The 22551-nt window shown below is 50.1% G+C and carries 19 protein-coding genes; all 19 read left to right on the forward strand.

Annotated elements, in window-relative coordinates; all coding sequences use genetic code 11:
- Position 1 precedes the first annotated feature (1 nt).
- Positions 2 to 1438, forward strand: coding sequence for an O-antigen ligase family protein (locus DKK67_RS07585; protein ID WP_111495778.1), 1437 nt, complete (start codon positions 2 to 4; stop codon positions 1436 to 1438).
- Positions 1439 to 1752: 314 nt separating this feature from the next.
- Positions 1753 to 2196 (forward strand): pilin, encoded by a 444-nt coding sequence (locus DKK67_RS07590; protein WP_111495779.1) that lies wholly within the window; start codon positions 1753 to 1755, stop codon positions 2194 to 2196.
- 778 nt (positions 2197 to 2974) lie between these two features.
- Complete coding sequence (locus tag DKK67_RS07595) at positions 2975 to 3733, forward strand: Wzz/FepE/Etk N-terminal domain-containing protein (RefSeq protein ID WP_111495780.1); 759 nt, start codon at positions 2975 to 2977, stop codon at positions 3731 to 3733.
- Between the two features lie 103 nt (positions 3734 to 3836).
- Complete coding sequence (gene tviB, locus DKK67_RS07600; protein ID WP_111495781.1) at positions 3837 to 5114, forward strand: Vi polysaccharide biosynthesis UDP-N-acetylglucosamine C-6 dehydrogenase TviB; 1278 nt, start codon at positions 3837 to 3839, stop codon at positions 5112 to 5114.
- 48 nt (positions 5115 to 5162) lie between these two features.
- Positions 5163 to 6113, forward strand: coding sequence for a Gfo/Idh/MocA family protein (locus DKK67_RS07605; RefSeq protein ID WP_228160535.1), 951 nt, complete (start codon positions 5163 to 5165; stop codon positions 6111 to 6113).
- Between the two features lie 78 nt (positions 6114 to 6191).
- Positions 6192 to 6767 (forward strand): acyltransferase, encoded by a 576-nt coding sequence (locus tag DKK67_RS07610; protein ID WP_111495782.1) that lies wholly within the window; start codon positions 6192 to 6194, stop codon positions 6765 to 6767.
- A 57-nt stretch (positions 6768 to 6824) separates the two neighbouring features.
- On the forward strand, positions 6825 to 7898 hold the full coding sequence (locus DKK67_RS07615; RefSeq protein WP_111495783.1) for a DegT/DnrJ/EryC1/StrS family aminotransferase: 1074 nt from the start codon (positions 6825 to 6827) through the stop codon (positions 7896 to 7898).
- A 34-nt stretch (positions 7899 to 7932) separates the two neighbouring features.
- Entirely contained in the window at positions 7933 to 8589 is a 657-nt protein-coding gene (locus tag DKK67_RS07620; RefSeq protein ID WP_111495784.1) for a sulfotransferase family 2 domain-containing protein, read from the forward strand.
- Complete coding sequence (locus tag DKK67_RS07625; protein ID WP_111495785.1) at positions 8579 to 9781, forward strand: glycosyltransferase; 1203 nt, start codon at positions 8579 to 8581, stop codon at positions 9779 to 9781. Before DKK67_RS07620 ends, DKK67_RS07625 begins: the two co-directional genes overlap by 11 nt.
- Positions 9782 to 9785: 4 nt before the next feature.
- Entirely contained in the window at positions 9786 to 11048 is a 1263-nt protein-coding gene (locus DKK67_RS07630) for a flippase (RefSeq protein WP_162628779.1), read from the forward strand.
- Positions 11049 to 11099: 51 nt separating this feature from the next.
- Positions 11100 to 12317, forward strand: coding sequence for an O-antigen ligase family protein (locus tag DKK67_RS07635; protein ID WP_162628780.1), 1218 nt, complete (start codon positions 11100 to 11102; stop codon positions 12315 to 12317).
- Positions 12318 to 12436: 119 nt separating this feature from the next.
- Positions 12437 to 13477, forward strand: a complete 1041-nt coding sequence (locus DKK67_RS07640; protein ID WP_204355747.1) for a glycosyltransferase family 4 protein — start codon at positions 12437 to 12439, stop codon at positions 13475 to 13477.
- 637 nt (positions 13478 to 14114) lie between these two features.
- On the forward strand, positions 14115 to 15335 hold the full coding sequence (locus DKK67_RS07645) for a glycosyltransferase family 4 protein (protein ID WP_111495789.1): 1221 nt from the start codon (positions 14115 to 14117) through the stop codon (positions 15333 to 15335).
- Positions 15336 to 15377: 42 nt separating this feature from the next.
- Positions 15378 to 15974 (forward strand): sugar transferase, encoded by a 597-nt coding sequence (locus DKK67_RS07650; protein ID WP_111495790.1) that lies wholly within the window; start codon positions 15378 to 15380, stop codon positions 15972 to 15974.
- Positions 15974 to 16594: an acetyltransferase gene (locus DKK67_RS07655; RefSeq protein ID WP_204355748.1), complete on the forward strand. Its 621-nt coding sequence runs from the start codon at positions 15974 to 15976 to the stop codon at positions 16592 to 16594. The genes DKK67_RS07650 and DKK67_RS07655 overlap by 1 nt, the downstream gene beginning before the upstream one ends.
- Before the next feature lie 40 nt (positions 16595 to 16634).
- Positions 16635 to 17816 (forward strand): DegT/DnrJ/EryC1/StrS family aminotransferase, encoded by a 1182-nt coding sequence (locus tag DKK67_RS07660; RefSeq protein ID WP_111495792.1) that lies wholly within the window; start codon positions 16635 to 16637, stop codon positions 17814 to 17816.
- A 13-nt stretch (positions 17817 to 17829) separates the two neighbouring features.
- Entirely contained in the window at positions 17830 to 19779 is a 1950-nt protein-coding gene (locus DKK67_RS07665; protein ID WP_111495793.1) for a polysaccharide biosynthesis protein, read from the forward strand.
- Positions 19780 to 19871: 92 nt separating this feature from the next.
- Positions 19872 to 20480 (forward strand): adenylyl-sulfate kinase, encoded by a 609-nt coding sequence (gene cysC, locus DKK67_RS07670; protein WP_111495794.1) that lies wholly within the window; start codon positions 19872 to 19874, stop codon positions 20478 to 20480.
- Between the two features lie 14 nt (positions 20481 to 20494).
- The gene (locus tag DKK67_RS07675) at positions 20495 to 22267 is read left to right on the forward strand and encodes an SLC13 family permease (protein WP_111495795.1); all 1773 of its coding nucleotides are present in this window, start codon (positions 20495 to 20497) and stop codon (positions 22265 to 22267) included.
- Positions 22268 to 22551: the final 284 nt, after the last annotated feature.

A 22551-nucleotide genomic window follows, 5' to 3' on the forward strand; every position in this document is an offset into this window, starting at 1 on the left:
TATGAAATTAACTTGTTGCTTCCGGCGAGCTTTTCTGCCTTTATTGATTTTAATTTGGGTCGCGGCTTTTTTTGGTTACCTGGGTTGGAAGCCGGGTTTTGCTTACAACGCTCAGCGTTATTTTGAGATCCTGATCCTCGGTTGCATCTTGTGTGTCGGTGTGACGCTGACTATTCGTTTCCGCTGGGGACGAATCTGGGGCGGTGGTTGCGTTGTTTTGCTTTTACTCATGGTGCTAGCGGTTTGGCAGGCGGACAATCGATGGCTAGCGTTTAGGGAGGGGGCTCTTTATTTAGCGTTGTTTGCCGGAGTTCTCGCGGTTGCCAAGGTAAGGGCGCACGCCGGGGCGGCTAGTTTCGATCGAGCAGCATACACTGGTTTAGTTTTGTTCAGTTTCGGATGTTCCTTGATCGTTTTGGAGGGACTGCTGCTCAGCCTTTCCATAAACAAGCTGGATCCACGCATCATATTTGGTGCTTTTGTCAATGTACGCGTTTTGGCTGAGCTGCAGTTTTTAACGTTGTTGTTGCTCCCAGCTGCTTGGTTGCAGGCAGATTCAATTGGCTGGCGACGTTTTGTCGCATTAACGGCCGTTCTTTGGTGGGCACTGCTCTTACTAACTGGTACGCGAGCAGCACTGATAGCTTTGCCGTTTTCACTGCTTGTTCTTTTCCTGACTGCAGGGCGCGATGCTTTGCAATGGTTTAGGGTGTTAGGTGCGCAGTTTATCGGCGGATTGTGCGTCTTCCTGGTTATGCGTGTTGGTGTGGCGCACTTTCTGGGGCAGCCCCTGCTGGGAGAAGGGGGGATGAGCTTTGCTCGGGCTTCTTCAAGCGGGCGCTTGGAATTATGGTGGAACGCTTGGGTTCATTTTCTTGAGAGGCCGTGGCTCGGTAATGGTCCTGGATCCTTTGCTTGCTTTAGTAATCAGCTTGTAGCGACTCCTCATAACCTGTTTTTTCAATTCCTTTCGGAGTGGGGGCTTCTGGTAACCCTTCTGGCATTTGCACTTGCCTTATTTATCTTTATAAAGCTTGTTCAACACCTTCGTTTTCGTCCCGAGTGCAGTGTCCTTCATTACTCCCTGTTTGCCACTCTGATCACAGTCGTAACTGCAAGTATGATGGAGGGAATGATAACGGGGCCACTGCAGCAGATGCTAATCGTGCTTGTGTTTGGCTGGGCGCTGCAGATTTTTGGGGGAGAGAGATTTTTTCTACAAGTGGCTTCCGGGTCACTAGGTTATCGATCGATTAGGTTATTGCTTTTGGTTGCATTTTTAGCGTTAACGCTGTGGGGTGTAAAAGCAGATCTTGCCATGCAAAGAGAGCTGCTGGTCTCGCCGGATGGAAAGGTTAACCTCAGTTACGGTCCAAGGTTTTGGGCGGACGGCCATGATTACTGCCCTGGCTGGCATGAGCGATATGAGAAACGCTAACTTTACTTCTAGTGGCTTCGTGCCTTTGGCTGTCTCGGCTTTACGAATTAACGCCTTATGTTTGCGCGTTTTTTTGATAAAGCTTTCGGTCATCGAATTCGCGTTGTTGAGGTAGGGGTACTTTATCGAAGAGTGGTTGTCGAAAGGCAAGGCTTCTTGTGCTTCAGCTTTTCCGACGGGCTCATGGTTCTAAGGGCATAGTTTTTAAGCATTGTTGGATTGCTGGATTCAGTGTTTGCTAGTAGTAAGTTCGTTCTGTATTTGGCCCTGGTTTTGCTTAATGTTAGATCTCCTTTTCGGTTTTGAGAATAGATATGCGAAGTAAACATGTAGGTTTTTCTTTGCTCGAAATAATGATCGTAGTGGCTTTGATTGGAATCTTGGCGGCCATATCGATTCCTTTGCTGCAAGGCTATGCAGCAAGAGCTCAAATAAATCGAGTGGTTAGTGAGCTTGGCGTTTACAGAACCGCATTCGAGTCAAACCTGTCAAGTCTGACTGAAGTAACCAATGAAAGCCTTGGGTATACACCTTCTGAGCTGACGACAGGTAGTTCGGCAGTGGAGATTGCGGTGATTAATCCTGACGGAACAGGGCATCTACAGGTGACCATGGGCGGCAATGCACAGCAGAATTTGTCGGGGTTGGTCATACGTTTTCAAAGATCTTCTTCCGGTAGGTGGTCTTGCATTATTGATAAATCTGCAGTGCCTAGCTGGAAGGAGAGCTATAAGCCAGCGGGGTGCGCGGTGCCGTGAGTTTTCCAACAAATCGAGCTCCGAAAGGTTTAGGTTGAAATTTCATGCAAGGGGCGTATGTCCGGGAGGTGCTGGGTTTAATTTTTTGAACTGTGAAAATAAAAGGATGATTTAAAAAATTCGTCCAAAGAAGCGCCCTGTATCTTCTGTTTCCGAATAATTATTTCTGCTGATTTTGGATCAAGGTCAACTTCTGGGTTCGTCTATTATGCGTGCTGATGCCGATATGTTTTATGGGAATTGGCTAACTTGTGTTTGGCCACCGCAGGATGATCCGGTGCAGTTTCGATAACGAGAGGCAGCAGCAATCCTGTTGATATTGTGTAGTAGTAATTTTTATAAAATCTATTTTTCCAATGCTGTTCGACCATGTTAAGAATTGTTTCTGGACCTGCCTTTTTGGCTCGGTTGAGGTTATGGCTTTGCTTTCACCTGGTATGTAAAAGCGTGCAGTAATGCAGCCTCTGTCGCGTCATGCACTCTCTTCTTTATCGAAATCTCCGTAGTAAAAATGACTCCTAACTGGGTATCGTCCCGGCTCCGTCCATCCGCGCAAGCAGAGTACAAGAGGAGTGCCGAGCCTCTTGTTTAAGGCTTTGCCAGCAAAAATGGCTGGTTGAGATCTACTTTCGAGCTTGATGGAATGTAAATGACATCAGTCGGCGATTGCAATAGACTCTATGCGCCTCGCCTTATGCCATCAAGGCTGATGGACGGGCGGTGGCGTAGAAGCGTTGCCAGACTCTCATTATGGGAAAGACAGTGGTAGGTTCAGTACATGACAGATACATCGGCTCAGGCGCAAAGCGAACTAAGTGACGAAATCAGCTTGGTTGATCTAGCAGTTACCTTTTTACGCCGTAGGCGTTTGTTTTATCTGGTTTTCTCGGTTTGCGCCCTGGCAGGGGTGGTGTATGCGCTTATGGCAGAGACTACGTATCGCTACACGAGTTTGGTGCAGGGAGCCATGATCGATTCGGACCAAGCGCTGGAGTCACCGCCGGCATTGCTCGCGGCAATCGAAGATCGATGGTTGCCTGAGGTTCGAGCGAACTACATCGCGGATGAGGGAGTATTCCCGCTAAGTGTAACGGTTGAGGCCCCGAAGAATTCAGATTTGGTCAAGTTAATCTCGGAAGCTAGCGACGATCAAGTGAAAACCGTAGAAAAGATTCACAGCACACTTATTCAGGCTGTGTCCGAAGATCAGGTTCGGAAGCTGAGTCAGTATAGGAAAAGGCTGACACTGCAGCTCAAAGCGGTTGAGGATATTGTTAAATCGCTTCAGGAAGACGGTGTTAGTGGAGAGGCGCTGGCTGAAGCAGTGGATCGTAAGCTTGATCTGGAATTGACGTTGTCCAATCTGCAACCCATGGAGCAGTTGGTGGTTGCACGACAAAGTCATGATGCTACAGGGCCGAAAAGAATGTTGATAGTTGTGCTATCTATTTTTTTGGGCGGCGTGCTTGGGCTCTTGACAGTGCTCTTGGCGGAGTTTTTTGCGGCGGTTCGCTCTCAAATGGCTGGTCAGGGGTGAGGGCATCAACTCGTGCCTTAAGGTTTCTGGTGGCGACTAGCTAAATGGAAAGCCCGCTCAAGAAGGATTTAATTCACTGCTATAGAAAAAGCAAGTAAACACGATGGAAACAAGTAACCATATTATCGCTGTAATCGGCCTCGGTTACGTCGGCCTACCACTTGCGGTGGAGTTCGGTAAAAAGCGTCCTGTTATCGGCTTTGATATCGATCAGAAACGTGTCGATGAACTTCGAAATGGACATGATCATACGTTGGAGGTCAGTGGTTCGGAGCTCAGCTTGGCGAGTTGTCTCAGCTATACCGCCAGCTCTGATGATCTGGAATCCGCGAATATCTATATCGTAACGGTGCCAACGCCTATTGACGAGCACAAGCGGCCAGACCTAACTCCCTTGATCAAGGCAAGTGAAACGATAGGGAAGACTCTTAAGAAAGGCGACGTTGTCATTTACGAGTCTACGGTTTATCCGGGGGCAACCGAGGAGGACTGCGTACCGGTTCTCGAACGGGTGTCTGGCCTCGTTTATAACCAGGATTTTTATGCAGGTTATAGCCCTGAGCGTATCAATCCGGGGGATAAAGAACACCGCGTTACCAACATTAAGAAAGTCACTTCCGGTTCAACCCCGGAAACGGCTGATTTGGTGGATTCGCTATACGAAGAGATCGTTACGGTAGGGACTCACAAGGCAAGCAGCATCAAGGTGGCTGAGGCGGCGAAAGTGATTGAGAATACTCAGCGGGATCTGAATATTGCCCTGATTAATGAGTTGGCGATGATCTTTAACAAAATGGGGATCGACACCGAAGCGGTTCTGGAAGCGGCGGGCTCTAAATGGAACTTTTTGCCGTTCCGTCCTGGCTTGGTGGGTGGCCACTGCATTGGCGTGGATCCGTATTACCTGACTCACAAGGCACAGACCATCGGCCACCATCCAGAAATTATCCTCGCCGGTCGCCGCCTTAATGATGGCATGGGGGTCTACGTGGTCTCCCAACTGGTAAAGTCGATGCTGAAAAAGCGTATTCACGTCGAAGGGGCGCAAGTACTGGTGATGGGGTTGGCCTTCAAGGAAAACTGTCCGGATCTGCGTAATACGCGGGTGATTGATATCATTCGAGAGCTACAGGAATACAACACCAAGGTTGATGTCTTCGATCCCTGGGTTTCAGTACCTGAGGCTGAGGATGAGTATGGCATCGTGCCAGTGGAGGAGCCTGCGCAAGGTGCTTACGATGCGATTATCATTGCGGTCGGCCATCAACAATTTAAAGCGATGGGCATTGAAAGCATTCGCAATCTTGGCAAAAGCGCTGGTCACCTGATTTACGACTTGAAATATCTGTTTCCGGCAGGCCAGTCTGATATCCGCCTTTGAGGCGCGTAGAGTAGCTAGAACACACCCCATTAACGGAGTTATACAAAAGTGAGCAAAAAGTTTGCCTTGATCGGCGCGGCCGGCTATATCGCACCACGCCATATGAAAGCCATTAAAGACACCGGTAACGATCTGGTGGCAGCCCTGGACAGTAACGATTCGGTAGGCATCATCGACAGCTTCTTCCCTGACGCAGATTTTTTTACCGAATTCGAGCGCTTTGATCGCCACATCGATAAGTTGCACAGGGCCCGTGGTGGTAAGGCAATCGACTACATTTCAATCTGCTCGCCGAATTATCTGCACGATTCTCACATGCGTTTTGCCTTACGCTCTGGCGCAGATGCCATTTGCGAGAAACCCCTTGTTTTGAATCCCTGGAACATCGATGGCCTGAAAGAAATAGAAAACGATACTGGCCAGAAAGTGAACACGATCCTCCAACTTCGCGTGCATCCCTCTATCATTGAGCTTCGTGAAAAAGTTCGGAACGAGCAGAAAGCCACGAAACACGACGTGGACCTGACATACATTACCTCTCGTGGCCACTGGTACATGCAGTCTTGGAAAGGGGATGAGAAAAAGTCTGGTGGCATAGCGACCAACATCGGCGTGCATTTTTACGACATGTTGCACTTCATCTTCGGTGAGCTACAGGAAAACGTTGTTCATCACAGCAGTGATACCATGGCTGCTGGCTACCTTGAGTATGAAAAAGCCCGCGTTCGCTGGTTCCTGTCAGTGGATTACAAGTTTGTCCCGGAGAGTGCTAAAGCTCAAGGTCAAAGAACTTACCGCTCTATAACAGTCGACGGCGAGGAGCTGGAGTTTTCAGGTGGCTTCGCTGATTTGCATACCCGTAGCTACGAGGAAATTCTCGCCGGCCGTGGCTATGGACTGGAAGACAACCGCGTAGCGATTGAGACTGTTGCCAATATCCGGAAAGCCGATCCCATCGGCCTAAAAGGCAATTACCACCCCTTCCTCAAATCCGAGTAATGGCTGAAATCTCTCCCCATCCCCTTCGAAGAAGGGAGATGGGATTGAGGCGCTACTTTTCAGATACAAGGAGCAACGATGTCTGCCCAAATTCACCCCAGCGCTATAGTAGACGAGGGTGCCCAGATCGGCGAAGGGTCACGGGTCTGGCATTTCGTGCACGTATGCAGTGGAGCAAAAATCGGCAAGAACGTTTCCATGGGCCAGGGTGTATTCGTCGGCAATAAGGTAACCATCGGCGACAACTGCAAGATTCAGAACAACGTCTCGGTGTACGATAATGTTCATCTGGAAGAGGGCGTATTCTGCGGTCCTAGCATGGTGTTCACCAACGTTTACAACCCCCGATCACTCATCGAGCGGAAAGACGAGTACCGTGACACGCTTGTGAAAAAAGGCGCTACGTTGGGGGCGAACTGCACCCTGGTGTGTGGCGTCACCATCGGCAGCTATGCGTTCGTCGGTGCCGGTGCGGTGGTCAACAAAAACGTGCCAGGCTACGCGCTGATGGTGGGTGTGCCCGCGAAACAGGTCGGTTGGATGAGCGAGTACGGTGAGCAACTGGATTTGCCTGTTACCGGCGAGTCTGAATGTGTCTGTCCTCACACCGGCACTCGTTACGTTCTTGAAGGCAACGTAGTCACCAAGAAATAAAGCAGGTTCATTGTCTGTTCTCTTTCGTTATTACAGTGATTGACAAAGGGTTTCTTCATGCAGTTCATCGATTTGGCCGCTCAGCAAGCAAGAATTAAAGACAAAATCGACGCCAATATCCAGAAAGTTCTGGCGCACGGTAAATACATCCTGGGGCCCGAAGTCGCCGAACTTGAAGAGAAGCTTGCTGCTTATACCGGTGCCAAATATTGCATAACGTGCGGTAATGGAACCGATGCTTTGCAGATTGCTCAGATGGCCGTTGGCGTGGGGCCTGGTGATGAGGTGATTGTCCCCGGCTTCAGCTACATTGCCACTGCCGAAACTCCCGCTGTTTTGGGTGCGAGACCGGTTTACGTAGACATTGATCCGAAGACTTATAACCTCAATCCCGAATTGCTAGAAGAAGTCATTACCTCGCGTACTAAAGCTATTATTCCCGTGTCACTCTATGGCCAGTGTGCTGATTTTGACGCGATAAATGCCGTCGCCGAGAAGCACAATATCCCTGTAATTGAAGACGGTGCTCAAAGTTTTGGGGCCAGCTATAAAGGGAGGAAGTCGTGTAATCTCACGACAATTGGTTGCACGAGCTTTTTTCCAAGTAAACCTTTAGGGTGTTATGGCGATGGTGGAGCAATTTTCACCAACGATGATGAGTTGGCGATAACGCTCCGCCAAATAGCTCGGCACGGGCAGGATAGACGCTATCACCACATCCGAGTCGGGGTGAATAGCCGCTTGGACACGCTGCAAGCCGCTATACTATTGCCTAAGCTTGAACTGTTGGATGAAGAGATCGAGTTGCGTAACTTGGCAGCACAGAATTACACCGGCCTGCTTAGTGAAGTCGGTTTCACTAATTCACCATATGTCGAGGATTATAACGTTTCTGCTTGGGCACAATATACTATCAGGGTAGAGGATCGAATAGCACTCCAGGCCAAGCTGACTGCAGTTGATATTCCAACTGCAATTCATTACCCGATACCTCTTAATAAGCAGCCAGCTGTGGCGGATGACTCCGCTACTCTATCTATGGGGGACGCAATAGCAGAACAGGTGTTGAGCTTGCCGATGCATCCTTATTTAACTATCGATGAACAACGGCGATTGATTGAGGTCCTATAGTCTCGTTACTTAAGGTGCAATAAGGGGGTGAGAATTGCCGTCAGCGATTAAAAGATTTTATGGAAAACTAACCCAAGCCAAGCATTCTTTTGAGTTTCCGTATTCTCCATATAATAAAAGACATAATTGTATATTTATTCATATACCAAAAGTTGCAGGGACATCAATCACAGAAGCGCTGGGGGATAGGCGTGCAAAAAGAAACCACTTGCCCTGGTATGTCTACTATACAGCTAATAGGAATTTCTTTGAGAATTCTTACAAGTTTGCCTTTGTGAGGAATCCGTGGGATAGGGCAGTTTCCGCTTATAACTACTTGGTAGCCGGTGGTAATAAAGTTGGTGATTTGAATGTTTCTGAACAGATTTCAAATTTTGAGTCTTTCGACGACTTTATAATTAACGGTATTGGGGAAGGTAGCTACAGAAATCATTTGCTTTTCATCCCGCAATCTGAGTTTGTGGTGAATGGAGAGCAAGAGCTTGTTGTGGATTTTCTCGGTAGATTTGAAAGCTTGGAAAACGATTTTAGAAATGTTTTGGGGTCCTTGGGGCTTCGGCGCGAACTCTCTAATGTGAATTCATCCAAACGGGCGAGCGACTACAAAGAATATTACAAAGATGAGCGGTCAATAGAGGTCGTGCGTGAGGTGTATGCTCAAGATGTAAAGATGTTTTCATATGAATTCTGAAATGCATATTCTTCTACTTCCGTCTTGGTATCCCAAAGCTCCGGATGATGTAGGCGGAGTTTTTTTTCGCGACCAAGCCCTCGCATTGCAGGACTATGGCCACAGAGTGGGGGTGATCGCGCCTTCAATGCGTTCCCTACGCACGCTGAACAAGCTGGCCACGCCAAAGCTGTCTGCTTGCGAAAACGATAGCGGTCTTCTTACATACAGAAAAGAGCTGTTGGCAGCTTTGCCTCGAGTTCCTTATGGTAACTATTACCTGTTCAAAAAAGCTGCTAGGGCGTTGTTGAGGCAATACATCAACGATAATGGGAAACCGGACATTCTTCATGCGCATGCTGCTATTTTTGCTGGTGCGGCTGGAGCGGAATTATCCGACGAATTTAACATACCGTTGGTGCTAACAGAGCATAGCACCGGCTTCGCGCGACTTGCATATTCGGCGTGGCAGCTCAACCTTGCTGAAAAGGCTGTTCGTAGAGCCGTTGCGTGCATCGCGGTGAGTCCCTCGTTGGCGGAATTATTAAGCAAACATTTCTCTCTCATTGAGCAAAGTTGGAAGTGGATTCCAAATGTTGTCGCAGACCGTTTTAAGGCACCAGAAAAACGGAAGCGGATGGAGCGTCCGATCCGTTTCCTGAATCTTGCATTGATGACCGAGAAGAAGGGCCAATTTGACCTCCTAGAGGCTTTCGGCGAGCTCAATCGCACCGGGTTGGATGTGGAGCTTTGGCTTGCAGGCGATGGCCCGATTCGTTCAGGTTTGGAGCAAATGGTGGTCAAGGTCGGCCTTCAAGAGAAAGTTCGGTTTCTTGGTCTGGTGGCCCCAGAGGATGTGCCGGCTCTGTTGAATGAAGTGGATGTGATGGTGGTATCTAGCCATTATGAAACTTTCGGTGTGGTTGCGGCCGAGGCTCTAATGGCTGGTTTGCCGGTGGTCGCTACCCGATGTGGTGGACCGGAGTGCATAGTTGAGGCTGGCGACGGGTTGTTAGTCCCTCCCAAACAACCAGGTGAATTGGGGGATGCCATGCGGTATGTCGCTGAAAGTTTACCTGCCTTTGATCCTGTCACTATTGCCGAGCGAGCTAGATCACGCTTTTCTGGCGCCGCAATTGCTCGCCAGCTGACGGCCGTATATCAAAATGTGCTGTCATCAAACCTTAGCTCTCCTTCAACTCACGCTGGATAATCCATTGCTAAATCGTATCAGACAGTTTGTCGGCGCGTCTGCTTTGCGTCGAAATATTGGGATGACTCTGGCTCGTCAGTTGCTGGCAGCATTTTCGCAGTTGTTATTGGTAGTGCTTATCGCCCGCGAGCTTGGCCCTGAGGGTAACGGCTACTATGCTATAGCTGTCTTGATTTCAACTATGCTGGCCAAATTTTTAAACTTTGGTGTAGGACCCGCCACTGTTTACTACGTTAGCCGCGGGGATTTCAGCATTGAGCAGGCTTGGAAGGGCAATTGCCGCCTCGCTATTGTTGTCGCTACAGGTGGTTTGGTTTTTATTTTCCCAGTGTTTTGGGTCTGGGGAAAAGGAATCTTTCCGGGCGTGCCTGCAAGCCTTGTTTATCTGGGACTGGCTAGCTTTCCTCTGACATTACTGCTCGCGTACTTAAGCACGATATTGCAGGGCCTTCAAGATTTCAAAGCCTTTAATCTGACGGTGCTCGTGCCCCCATATGTTAATTTGGCGGGTGTGGCTATCGCATTCTACTTTTTGGAGTGCGGTGTAATAGGAGCATTGGTCGCTTTTATTATCGGTCAAATAGTTGGACTGCTAATTGTATTAAGGTTATTAGCAAAAAGAAGGTCTTTTAAGACTACGGAAGAAGCGACAACGACTTCATTTTATGCGCGCCGGGTGCTTGGCTATGGCTGGAAAGCTCACTTGTCAAACATTCTTACATATGTCAATTACCGCGCTGATATGTTTCTTGTCAACTTTTTCCTCTCACCCGCCGCGACCGGCATATATGTAATTGCGGTGCAAATCGCTGAAAAGCTTTGGATGTTATCTCAAGCGGCTAGTACCGTTCTTTTGCCAAGGCTATCTGCTATGCATCAACAGCCGACCGCTAGACTAGCGCTTGCGCATAAAGGCTTCTGGGTGGTGACAGCTTTAACGGCAGGTGCGAGTGTTTTTGTCGCCGCTACGCTCTTGTGGCTTATTAAACCAGTGTTTGGGCAAGAATATATAGAGGCGTTGCCAGCATTTTTTTGGCTGCTGCCAGGTATAATTGCTGGGGCCGGTTCCCGAATTTACTCTAACTGCATTGCAGCGGCGGGAAGGCCGGAGTGGAATATGTATGCTTCTCTGAGTGTTATGGCAATTAATGTTATTGGGAATGTTGTCTTGATTCCAGATCACGGGCTTGTTGGAGCTGCATGGGCCACAAGTTTCGCGTACTGTTTGAATGCGTTGATAAGGGTTTTAATAGTCAAAAGAATCTAGGTGTTTAAGTATTATTATAAAATTGTAATGTACAAGGGGAATAGTCATAAGGTGAAAGTGAAGAAAACTAGTTTTAAACAATGCTTGGACGCCTTGGCTTTTCTGTCATTGGGTTGCTTTATGGTTTTTCAGATATTACCTGGACAAGCTAGTGCTGGTTTTTTTGCTGCATCTTTCGTTTTTTTTGCTGCATCGTCTATAGCTTTTCCTTCTAAGGTTTGTGCCTTCAAGTATGGGGTTCCAGAATTTACTTTAATTCTTTTTCTGATTTCTAACCTGTTTTCAATTTTTTTGAATTCTGAGCTGTTCGGAACCGGGTTTACTGCGCTTTTTTGGTGTTTCGCTGTTTTTATATCTTTTCTTTGGGGTAAAAGTATCAAGAATTGGTCGGTTTTTGTTGCGATTCCCGGATTTGTTTGCGGTACTTTGTTCTTTTTCTGGGCTTTGGTTTTTGGGTTTGATTTGAGTGGATTGTTTTCGGGGAAAATATATAGATCCTCATTTTTATTTGTAGTTAATCCAAATAGGTTTGCGATTATCTTGCTTGTTTCTTTGGCTTTTCTGACGATTTCGTTTCAGCACTTTGAGGTGCTAGGGGGCTTGAAGAGATATGTTGTGTTTGCGCTTTATGTTATGGTTCTCGTTGGCGTTATAGGTACCGGTAGCCGGACTGGCTTTGCGGTCGCCGGTTTTTTTGGGATCCTTGTTGTTGCTCGCTCGCGTTTTAAAGGTCGATTTTTCGGGCAAAGAGCTTGTAAATTTATAGCGAGAACGCTACTAGTAACTTCGATGTTTACAGTTATAGGTCTGATTTATCTTGTTCTGGTTGGTGCGTTATACGGCTCTGGCAGAGATGTTATTTGGAGGGTTGCTCTCGATGCATGGGCTGGCAGTCCTTTTTTCGGATTAGGATTTGGCCAGAGTGCGCGAGTGCTTGCTTCAGAAAATATAATGCTTAGCGCACATAATGCTTTTGTTGAGCTTTTAGTTGAAGGCGGGATTTCCGCTTTTATCTTGTTTTTTTTATTTTTAGGAACTGTCGCATTAAAGGGGTGTTTTCGCTCAGGTAGAGAGCCGGAGAGCGTTGTACTGCTGCTGATATTGTTCGCGTTTATTTTTCATCAAAGTTTTGAATCTCTGATATTTCATGTCTCTCCTTATTCCTTTATGTTCTTTGCTTTTTCAGGATGGGTTGTTGAAAGATGCGGAAGTTATGTGAATTTGCAGGCGCAAGATTTAAGACACACAAGCATTGCTCGCCCAAGATGAAGAAATAGCACCATTAAAGGTATGTAAAGAGTAATAAGGTAGGGTTCACAGCAATGAGGATTTCACACTTAACCTCAGTTCATAGTCGCACGGATACTAGAATATTCTTGAAAGAGTGCATGTCTCTCGCCAGTCTCGGCTGCACAGTTTCTTTAGTAGTCGCTGATGGGAAAGGTAATGAAGAATATGGCGGGGTTTCCATCCACGATGTTGGCGGTTCGAATGGGCGTCTGGACCGAATTCGCAATGCGCCCGGGCGAATATTATCTAAGGCACTGGCCCTTGACTCGGATGTCTACCATTTGCACGATCCGGAACTGTTGCCTATCGGCCTGAAGCTCAAGAAGCGGGATAAAATCGTCATTTTTGATGCTCACGAAGATGTGCCAAAACAGATTCTTGGTAAGCCCTATCTCAACAGACCCGCCCGATGGCTGTTGTCAAAAGCGTTTGCAATGTATGAGCGATACGCTTGCCGTAAACTGGATGCTGTCGTAGCTGCCACTCCCTATATTCGGGATAAGTTCTTAGCGGAGGGCGTTCATTCGGTGGATATTAACAATTACCCACTGCTTGGAGAGCTTTCGTCTGATGCCGTGGATTGGACACTTAAAAAGGACCAGGTGGCCTATGTTGGCGGTGTAGGTATTAATCGTGGTATTCGTGAAATGGTTCGGGCAATGGAGCTGGTGAAGTCCAGCGCAACGTTTGCGCTCGGTGGCAATTTCAACCCGGCGGGTTTTGAGGACGAAATCCGGTTGGAAGCTGGTTGGGAAAGAGTAGAGTATTCGGGCTGGCTGGATCGCCAAGGGGTTAAAAGGTTATTGAGTGAATCTGTTGCCGGTTTGGTGACATTGCATCCCATTGTCAATTATCTGGATGCCTTGCCGGTCAAAATGTTCGAATACATGGCTGCAGGCCTGCCTGTTATCGCGTCAAATTTTACGCTCTGGAAACAGATTGTAGAAGGCAATCAGTGTGGCCTTTGCGTTGACCCACTCGATCCCGAGGCCATCGCCAACGCGATTGACTACTTAGTCTGCCATCCCGAAGAAGCTGAACAGATGGGGCGTAATGGCCAGCAGGCGGTACAAGAGCAATACAATTGGGGCATTGAGGAATATAAGCTAATCGATTTATATAAATCGTTGACCGACTAACGCGGCAAATAAAAACTAAATATCATCAAATGGGCTGGGTCTCAAGCGGTTAAAGCGAGTAGTATATTTGGCGCTATTGCATAAAGCGAGTGCATTGAAGAGGCGTTGGTACAAGGCAGCTTGATTTAGAGAGCAATGTTTTGGCCTGCTTCTTCAATCGGGTAGGCATCTGCGGGCTAGATATTCAGTTGGATTCTCCTGGTGGCGGTTTTGGTTAGGTGACTGGATAGATGCTAACAGTAATTTAGCGGGGTCTGCTTGAAGAGGCGTTGGTCCGCGTTATCTTGGCGGCCTCTCTCTGCGTGGAAGACCGCGATGGCGCCGAACGCTTGGCTAGCTCCCTAAATATTCTGAACCAACCCCATCGGGTCAAGCTCTGGTGGGGGTGCCCCACAGAACAAGGGGCCGCCAGCCGATTGACTCCGTGAGTTGTTCTGAAACGGTTTGGTTGATCAATCACCGGCGGTGGGCGTTGGCCGGAAGAGGACAAGTTTAGACAGAGGCGTTTCATTTAGCGCATCCTGCCAGGACACAAAATTGCAAGCTAAATGGGGCGAGCTTGTTGAGGGCAGGGGCAGTCGTACTGAAGGGGCGAGGTAGTGGGCCATACAGAAAAGGTGTTGTTGAGGTTGAGAGCATGAGTAAGACCGTATGGATTATCAATCAGTATGCTTCTACTCCGGCCACGGCTCTGGGAGGCAGGCACTATTATATGGCCCGTGAGATGGCAAAAAACGGGCATAAAGTTTACGTTATAGGCTCTGCATCCCACCACCTGTTGCGAGAAAGCCCGGTTTTTGATGGCTATTTCAAGTTGCAAGAAGTTGAGGGCTTTACGTTCGTCTGGGTTAATCTGCCAGCATATAAACATGCGCACAGCAAAAAACGTGTGCTTAGCTGGCTGCTGTTTCCATGGCGATTACGAAAACTGCAGCGGGTAATCCCGGATGAGCCTGATACAATACTTTGTTCTTCTCCTTCTCCGATATCGTTTCTGGGCGCTCAATGGTTAGCCAAAAAATTTAACGCCCGATTGGTGTTTGAGGTGCGCGATATCTGGCCTCTGACTCTAACAGAGATCGGAGGGCATTCTCCCGAGAACCCATTAATTCGCCTGATGCAATGGGTGGAGGACCGTGCATATCGTGACTCTAGCGCCGTGGTTTCCAATTTGAAGAATTCGGTTGAGCATATGGTTAATCGCGGTATGGTGCCGGAAAAGTTCACCTGGATTCCCAACGGTTTTTCCATGGAAGAAGTTAATCGAGGGGTGCCGCTTAACGCCGAAGCAGAACGTCAGCTACCTGAAGGCAAGTTCGTGATTGGCTACACCGGCACGCTTGGTGTGGCAAATGCGTTAGACACCTTCATTGGTTCGGCGGAGCGATTAAAGGAGTACTCGGATATTGCCTTTGTTCTCGTAGGAGATGGGAAAGAAAAGTCGGTTTTGGCGAGGTTGGTCGAACAAAAAGAACTTACCAACGTATACTTCGTTGATCCAATTCCGAAAATTGAAATACAGGCGATGCTAGCGCGATTCGATGGATGTTACATCGGTTGGCTGAATGATCCTCTTTATCGTTTCGGCATTGGAGCGAACAAAATACCGGAGTATCTGTTGTCTGGTAAGCCGGTAATTCACTCATACTCAGGTGCCTGCGACCCTATTGAGGAAGCCAATGCCGGCCTTCGAATTCCCGCCGAAGATGTTCAGAAACTCACTGATTGCATCTTGACGCTCTATAACATGTCGCCGGAGGATAGAGAGGCCATGGGAGCAAATGGACGTAAAACTGCTCTGGAACAGTATGAATATGGGCAGTTGGCAGATAAATTGGCCGATGTACTCTTTGAATGATTTCTGGGCTGGTGACAACTTCCCGTAGGGCTTGGGCCGGATATGTGTAAAAGACTGTTTGATATTATCGTTTCGCTTTTCGGGCTTTTGTCATTAAGTCCGCTGATGGTCGTTGTAGCCCTGCGCATTCGCAAGCAACTCGGTGCTCCCATTTTTTTTCGTCAGACTCGCCCCGGTAAAAACGGCGAGCCATTCCAGATGATTAAATTTCGAACCATGCTGGATTCGACGGATGCCCAAGGCAATCTTTTACCGGATCATGAGCGCATGACGGCTTTTGGTCAGTTCCTTCGTTCGACCAGTTTTGATGAGTTGCCGGAACTCTGGAACGTGGTTAGAGGCGATATGAGCCTGGTAGGGCCAAGACCTCTGTTGATGGAGTATCTGCCTCTGTACTCGAAAGAGCAGTATCGTCGCCACGATGTTCGCCCTGGCGTAACTGGATGGGCTCAGGTAAACGGGCGCAACGCGGTTTCGTGGGAGGAGAAGTTCAAAATGGATGTTTGGTATGTAGACCATTGTTCGTTCTGGTTGGATTTGAAGATCTTGTGTCTCACGGTCAAGAAGGTGCTGGTTCGTGATGGGATTAGTGGTGGGGGCGAAGCCACCATGTCGAAATTTACCGGGAATAATGATTGATGCATCTAGCCATTCTTGGAGCCAGTGGCCATGGGAAGGTGATTGCCGACGCAGCGGAGCAGCTAGGCTGGCACAGCGTCACTTTTTTTGATGATGCTTGGCATCCGCCTGAAGTGAATGGCCCCTGGGAAGTGAGAGGCGATACCAAGGCATTGCTCGAGAAGCTATCCGCTTTTAATGGCGTAGTCGTCGGTATTGGCAGTAACCGAATTCGCGCAGAGAAACAGGCCGTGTTGGCGAAAGCCGGCGGGAATCTTGTTTCCATCGTTCACCCTTCGGCAGTTGTCAGTCCCTACGCCTCTATTGGTGCTGGTAGCGTAGTTTTTGCCAACGCAGTGGTTAACCCCTGTTCTATGATCGGTATCGGCGCGATTGTAAATACCGGCGCGGTGGTCGAACACGATTGTGTGATTGGCGACTTTGCCCATATAAGTCCGAATGCAGTTTTGGCCGGAGGCGCAGCTCTTGGGGACGAAGTCTGGATTGGTGCCTGTGCTTCAGTCAGACAGATGATTACGATAGGACGGGCGTCTATCGTAGGCATGGGTGCAGTGGTGACCAAAGATGTTGGATCCGATGTGACAGTGGTTGGAAGCCCGGCCCGAATTCGCTCTTCGTAAGCTATTAGAAATTTTGATTCAGGGTACTACTGAGTAACCTATGCTGAACGGACCTTTTTCTCCATGGCCGTCCTTCTCTAGGGAAGAGGCTAACGCCGTACGTGATGTTCTGCTCTCCAATCGAGTAAATTACTGGACTGGGCAGGAATGTCGTGAGTTTGAACATGAATTCGCTGCGTTTTCTGAAGCGGAATACGCCATTGCTGTTTCTAATGGTACGGTAGCGCTGGATCTTGCGCTCAAGGGGCTCAATATTGGCCCAGGTGACGAGGTCGTTGTTACCCCTCGGACTTTTTTGGCATCGGTCTCTAGCATTGTGTCGGTAGGAGCTGTTCCTGTTTTTGCAGACATTGGCAGAGATTCTCAAAATATCACACCAGAAACCGTGCAAGCGGTAATTACCCCGCGAACGAAAGCGATTGTGTGCGTCCATCTTTCAGGATGGCCTTGTGACATGGATAGCTTCATGGCACTGGCCGAGGCGCACAACTTGTATTTGATCGAAGATTGCGCCCAGGCGCATGGAGCCAGATACAAGGGACAGTCCGTCGGATCGATTGGCCACGTTGGGTGTTGGTCCTTTTGCCAGGACAAGATCATGACGACCGGCGGCGAAGGGGGAATGGTCACCACCAACGATCGGGAGCTGTGGTCAAAAATGTGGTCGTATAAGGATCACGGTAAGAGTTGGGAGGCTGTCTACGAGCGGGAGCATGCCCCCGGTTTTCGCTGGTTGCACGAAAGCTTCGGAACCAACTGGCGGATGACCGAGATGCAGGGGGTGATTGGTCGCATTCAACTGAATCGCATGGAGGAATGGCATTGTGCCCGGCTAGCCAATGCCCGTCGGATTTGGGGGGCGGCAAAAGAGCTGCCTGGACTCCGGGTCCCTGAGTCGCCCGCTGAAATCGAGCATGCTGCTTATAAGTGCTATGTTTTTGTGGAGCCTGAGCGTTTGGCTGAGGGGTGGACAAGAGATCGAATCCAAAATGCCATCGTCGACCGTGGCGTACCCTGTTTTTCAGGCTCTTGCTCGGAGGTTTATCTGGAAAAGGCCTTTGACGGAAAGGATTGGCGCCCAACTGAGCGGTTACCGGTTGCAAAGGAGTTGGGAGAAACCAGCCTCATGTTTCTGGTCCATCCGACCCTGTTGGATTCCGAAATTCAAAAGACCTGCGATGTTTTGAGGGAAGTCGTGTCCCAAGCCAGCCGTGCCTCGTAGTCAAGGATCCACGATGATCGAGACATTCTTAAACTTACCTCGGATGCACAAACGGCTGGTTTCCGTCGCATCCGATATGATCGTGTTGTTCTTCGCGATCTGGGCGGCTTATTCCCTTCGGCTTGAACAGGATATCTGGACACCGACTCGTGGCCACGTGATGGTCGCAGCCATCACTGTTGTGTTCACGATTGCCGTGTTCGTCCGCCTGGGCTTATATCGTGCTGTGATTCGCTTCCTTGGCGACAAGGCCTTCCTCACTATCGTTTACGGCGTATTTGCGTCGTCAGCTGCGCTGATCGTTTTCGGTTATCTGTTGCAGGTTTTCGTTCCCCGTTCTGTCCCCATTATCTATGGAGCACTGGCTTTCCTCTTTGTTAGCGGCTCACGCCTTGGCGTCCGCATGCTCCTGAACCGTCCCGGCCAGCGAAACAAAGAAGCGGTAGCCATCGTAGGTGCCGGCGAGACAGGTATGGCCCTGGCGTCGGCGCTGCGGCAAGGAACAGAATATAAGCCGGTCGTGTTCTTAACGCTTGACCACGGAGGGCATCGATCCACTATCGACGGCTTGCCGGTTATCAGCATTGATCGAGTGGCTCGCGGACTTTCCAAGTTTCATGTACGGCGAATTTTGCTAGCGTTGGACCCGAATTCGGAAGTGGACCGGAAAGCGCTGATATCCCAGCTCGAAGCTCTGGAAATTCCGGTGCAGACGGTTCCTTCTGTGTCGGAACTGGTGGCTGGTCAGGCGCGGATCAATGATATCCGGGATCTGGAAATCGAAGATTTGTTGGGGCGAGATCCGGTCCGGTGCGATGCCACGACGGTGTCCGAAAACCTGTCAGGCAAATCGGTCATGGTTACAGGGGCCGGCGGATCTATCGGCTCGGAACTGTGTCGTCAGATTCTCCGGCATCGGCCGAAAACTCTCGTTCTTTTTGAACAGAACGAATACTCGCTTTACCGGATTGAGCGGGAGCTCTGTGCTATCAACCTCGTGGATAATCTGGGCGTTGAGCTGCATTCACTGCTTGGTAGCGTCGTACACCGAAGACGCTGCGAAGCGGTGATGCGAGCCTTCGGCGTCCAGACGGTGTATCACGCCGCGGCTTATAAGCACGTTCCATTGGTTGAGCACAATGTTATTGAAGGCGTGCAGAACAATGTGTTTGGCACGTTGCACGTGGCTGAGGCGGCTGTTTCGGCGGGGGTGGAGCGTTTCGTCCTGATTTCTACAGACAAGGCGGTCCGGCCGACGAATGTCATGGGGGCCAGTAAACGTATGGCCGAGTTGGTGCTCCAGGGACTTGCCGAACGCGAACAGAAAACCGTTTTCTCCATGGTTCGTTTCGGGAACGTCCTCGGTTCTTCCGGCTCTGTCGTTCCGTTGTTTCGGGACCAGATTCGCGACGGCGGCCCGGTCACGGTGACCCACCCGGATATCATTCGCTATTTCATGACCATTCCGGAAGCCACCCAACTGGTTCTCCAGGCTGGCAGCATGGGCAGAAAGGGGGAGGTCTTCGTTCTGGATATGGGCGAACCGGTCAGAATCGTCGATCTGGCTCGCAAAATGATTCATTTGATGGGGCTCGTCGAGAAAACAGCGGATCATCCGGATGGTGATATTGAAATCGTTTTTAGTGGTCTCCGCCCGGGAGAAAAGCTGTTTGAGGAGCTCCTGATCGGCGATAATCCGCAAGGTACGGAACACCCCAGAATTATGATGGCAAGAGAAAGCCATCTTCCCTGGAGTGAAATGGAAGCGCTGCTGGCGTCATTGAGATCCGCCAGTGAACGGTTTGATTTGAAGGCTTTGACAGAATTGCTGAAGAATGCGCCGCTGGGTTATCAACCGAATGGCGATTTATCCGATCTGGTCTGGCAAAATCGCGCTCTTCCAGAGAGCGATCGTCTCCTGACGTCGCCCGAAGTGAGATTTTCCAAAGACCAGATTCACTGATCTCTTGGCGATTCATTGTACTCTTTGCCTGCGAGGATAGGGCGGTCATCTTCGTTATGCGGCATGACATGGAACGGGAGTGAGAGGGTCCGGTGACCGAAAATATTGTTTGGCATCATCATAAGGTCAGTCGCGCGGAACGGGCTCAGACAAAAAAACAGAGTCCTTGTTTGCTTTGGTTTACCGGGCTCAGCGGCTCCGGGAAATCGACTGTTGCGAATGCGCTTGATCGCAAGTTGCACGAGTTTGGTTATCATACGTTCCTGCTGGACGGGGACAACGTCCGGCATGGACTCAATAAAGACCTCGGGTTTTCGGAAACGGATCGTGTCGAAAACATTCGTCGCATCGGTGAAGTCAGTAAACTTTTCACTGACGCAGGGTTGATCGTCTTGAGCGCCTTTATATCGCCGTTCACCAGCGATCGCCGGATGGTTCGCAAGCTTTTCCCGGCCGGTGAGTTTATTGAAGTGTTTATGAATACGCCGCTGGAAACTTGCGAGGAGCGGGATCCCAAAGGGCTGTATAAGAAAGCACGCTCCGGGGAGATCCGCGACTTTACTGGCATCGACTCACCCTACGAAATTCCCCCTCATCCCGAAGTCACCCTCGACACGTCGGCGCAAAGCGTTGACCAGTGTGTAGAAGCGCTTGTCCAGTACTTGCAGGACCGACAGCTTATATACAGCCGGCCAGAGTAGGAGCGTTTCCATCCATGGATTGGGGTATGTTTTTGACCCTGGGAACGCTTGGTGTGGTGCTGGGTGGCTTGGTACTGACACGCGTATCCGCTGACCTGGTATTAATGTCAGCCCTTGCCTTTCTGGTGATTACCGGCGTGCTATCGCCCCAATCGGCGCTGGCCGGGTTTGCCAACCCCGGCGTTATTACCATTGCCACCCTCTATGTTGTCGCTGCCGGCTTGAAGGAAACCGGCGCGGTTCAATGGATCGCTCGTCGCCTTCTGGGCCACCCCAACACACTTCACCGGGCTCAGGCTCGCGTGCTGGCGCCAACCAGTGTGTTGAGCGCGTTCATGAATAACACGGCGGTCGTGGCGATGTTCATTCCGGCCGTCCAGGATTGGGCCCAAAGGCTGCAGATTCCCGCGTCGAAGCTACTGATTCCCCTGAGTTATGCGGCCATCCTGGGCGGGACCTGCACGCTGATTGGTACCAGCACCAACCTGGTCGTGGACGGTATGCTCCAGAGCTGGCTCGGCATCCACTTGGGGTTGTTCGAACTGGCCTGGGTTGGTATTCCGGTTCTTTGTATTGGCGGAATCTATCTTGTGCTGGCTTCTGGTCGATTGCTGCCTGATCGTGGGAGCCTCAACGAAGAGCTTGACCAGGTTCGGGAGTACGGTGTCGAAGTCGAAGTGGATCCTAGAGGGCCACTGATTGGCAAGACCGTCGCCGAAGCCGGTTTGCGGGCGTTGGCTTATGGGTACCTGACGGAAATCAACCGGAAAGGTCGACTGATTACGGCGGTTGAGCCGGATCGAACCCTTCAGGATGGGGACCGCTTGTACTTTGTTGGCGCGCCCGAATGTGCCAGCGAGCTGCGTCGTATCCATGGCCTGATACCGGCGACCGGCAATGTCGCGAAGCTGGAGATCGCCAACCACCAGCGATGTCTGGTTGAGGTCGTCCTGGGCCCGGAGTTTCCGGCATTGGATATGACCATTCGAGACTCCCGGTTCCGGACGCGCTTTAATGCGGCCATCCTGTCCGTCTCCCGCGAGGGCAAGCGCGTCGCCGGTAAGCTGGGTGATATTCGCCTGAAGATGGGCGATACGCTTCTGCTTGAGGCCAGTCACGAGTTCGCCGAGCAATACCGTTTTCGTCGTGATTTCCTGCTGGTCAGCGCCTTGAACGACTCGACGCCTCCCGATTTCCGGAAGGCACCGCTGGCATTGTCCATTCTGTTGATCATGGTGGCGCTGAGCGCTTCGGGGCTGCTCTCGATTATGGAATCGGCCTTCGTCGCGGCGGGGGGCATGATTTTGACGGGATGCATTACGGCAAGTCGAGCCCGTCGCAGTGTGGATTTGCCGGTGCTGGTCGTCATCGCGGCGTCTTTTGCCTTGGGCAACGCCATGTCGGAGACGGGGGCAGCAGAAATGATCGCCTCGGGCCTGCTGAGCTCGACATCTCTGACGCCATGGGTCGCGTTGTTGCTGGTCTATGTTGTTACCGTCGTTTTTACCGAGATCATAACCAACAATGCGGCAGCGATTCTGATGTTCCCGATCGCGTTGGCCGTTTCTGAGCAACTCAACGTCAATGTCGTTCCATTTGCGATTGCCGTGATGTTCGCCGCATCGGCCAGCTTCATGACGCCATTGGGGTACCAGACCAACCTGATGGTCTATGGCCCAGGTCGTTACCGTTTCACGGACTATCTACGTGTCGGCGCGCCGCTGTCCCTATTGGTTGGGCTGACTGCTGTCGTTCTTATCCCGTTTGTCTGGCCCTTCCATGTCTGACTGAACAGGGGCAACGGGATACCTGCTTGGTTTTCTCTCTTGTAAATCAAATGTTAATGAAACGGTAATTATAAGAAGCGCTTTGAGGGCTGCTAATCTGAATGGGCGTTCCAGCACGTCGCCTCATGCGACAGCCAGGCATCAATGGCGCGTCCATCGTGTTCACGGACATTGGTATTCTGCGGTCACTGCCATAAAAACACGGGAATCTGCGAGCTCTTCACGCCCTGCGCGAATCTGATTCTGGAACAGCGTCGTTCAGGAGGATCGAGTGACCTATTTCG

Source organism: Marinobacter bohaiensis (assembly GCF_003258515.1).
GTDB classification, from domain to species: domain Bacteria; phylum Pseudomonadota; class Gammaproteobacteria; order Pseudomonadales; family Oleiphilaceae; genus Marinobacter_A; species Marinobacter_A bohaiensis.

What these genes read in the sequence shown, in the direction of transcription:
- DKK67_RS07585 (WP_111495778.1), top strand. Translation starts at nt 2, where the DNA reads ATGAAATTAACTTGTTGCTTCCGGCGAGCTTTTCTGCCTTTATTGATT.
- DKK67_RS07590 (WP_111495779.1), top strand. Translation starts at nt 1,753, where the DNA reads ATGCGAAGTAAACATGTAGGTTTTTCTTTGCTCGAAATAATGATCGTA.
- DKK67_RS07595 (WP_111495780.1), top strand. Translation starts at nt 2,975, where the DNA reads ATGACAGATACATCGGCTCAGGCGCAAAGCGAACTAAGTGACGAAATC.
- tviB (WP_111495781.1), top strand. Translation starts at nt 3,837, where the DNA reads ATGGAAACAAGTAACCATATTATCGCTGTAATCGGCCTCGGTTACGTC.
- DKK67_RS07610 (WP_111495782.1), top strand. Translation starts at nt 6,192, where the DNA reads ATGTCTGCCCAAATTCACCCCAGCGCTATAGTAGACGAGGGTGCCCAG.
- DKK67_RS07615 (WP_111495783.1), top strand. Translation starts at nt 6,825, where the DNA reads ATGCAGTTCATCGATTTGGCCGCTCAGCAAGCAAGAATTAAAGACAAA.
- DKK67_RS07625 (WP_111495785.1), top strand. Translation starts at nt 8,579, where the DNA reads ATGAATTCTGAAATGCATATTCTTCTACTTCCGTCTTGGTATCCCAAA.
- DKK67_RS07640 (WP_204355747.1), top strand. Translation starts at nt 12,437, where the DNA reads ATGTCTCTCGCCAGTCTCGGCTGCACAGTTTCTTTAGTAGTCGCTGAT.
- DKK67_RS07645 (WP_111495789.1), top strand. Translation starts at nt 14,115, where the DNA reads ATGAGTAAGACCGTATGGATTATCAATCAGTATGCTTCTACTCCGGCC.
- DKK67_RS07650 (WP_111495790.1), top strand. Translation starts at nt 15,378, where the DNA reads ATGTGTAAAAGACTGTTTGATATTATCGTTTCGCTTTTCGGGCTTTTG.
- DKK67_RS07655 (WP_204355748.1), top strand. Translation starts at nt 15,974, where the DNA reads ATGCATCTAGCCATTCTTGGAGCCAGTGGCCATGGGAAGGTGATTGCC.
- DKK67_RS07660 (WP_111495792.1), top strand. Translation starts at nt 16,635, where the DNA reads ATGCTGAACGGACCTTTTTCTCCATGGCCGTCCTTCTCTAGGGAAGAG.
- DKK67_RS07665 (WP_111495793.1), top strand. Translation starts at nt 17,830, where the DNA reads ATGATCGAGACATTCTTAAACTTACCTCGGATGCACAAACGGCTGGTT.
- DKK67_RS07675 (WP_111495795.1), top strand. Translation starts at nt 20,495, where the DNA reads ATGGATTGGGGTATGTTTTTGACCCTGGGAACGCTTGGTGTGGTGCTG.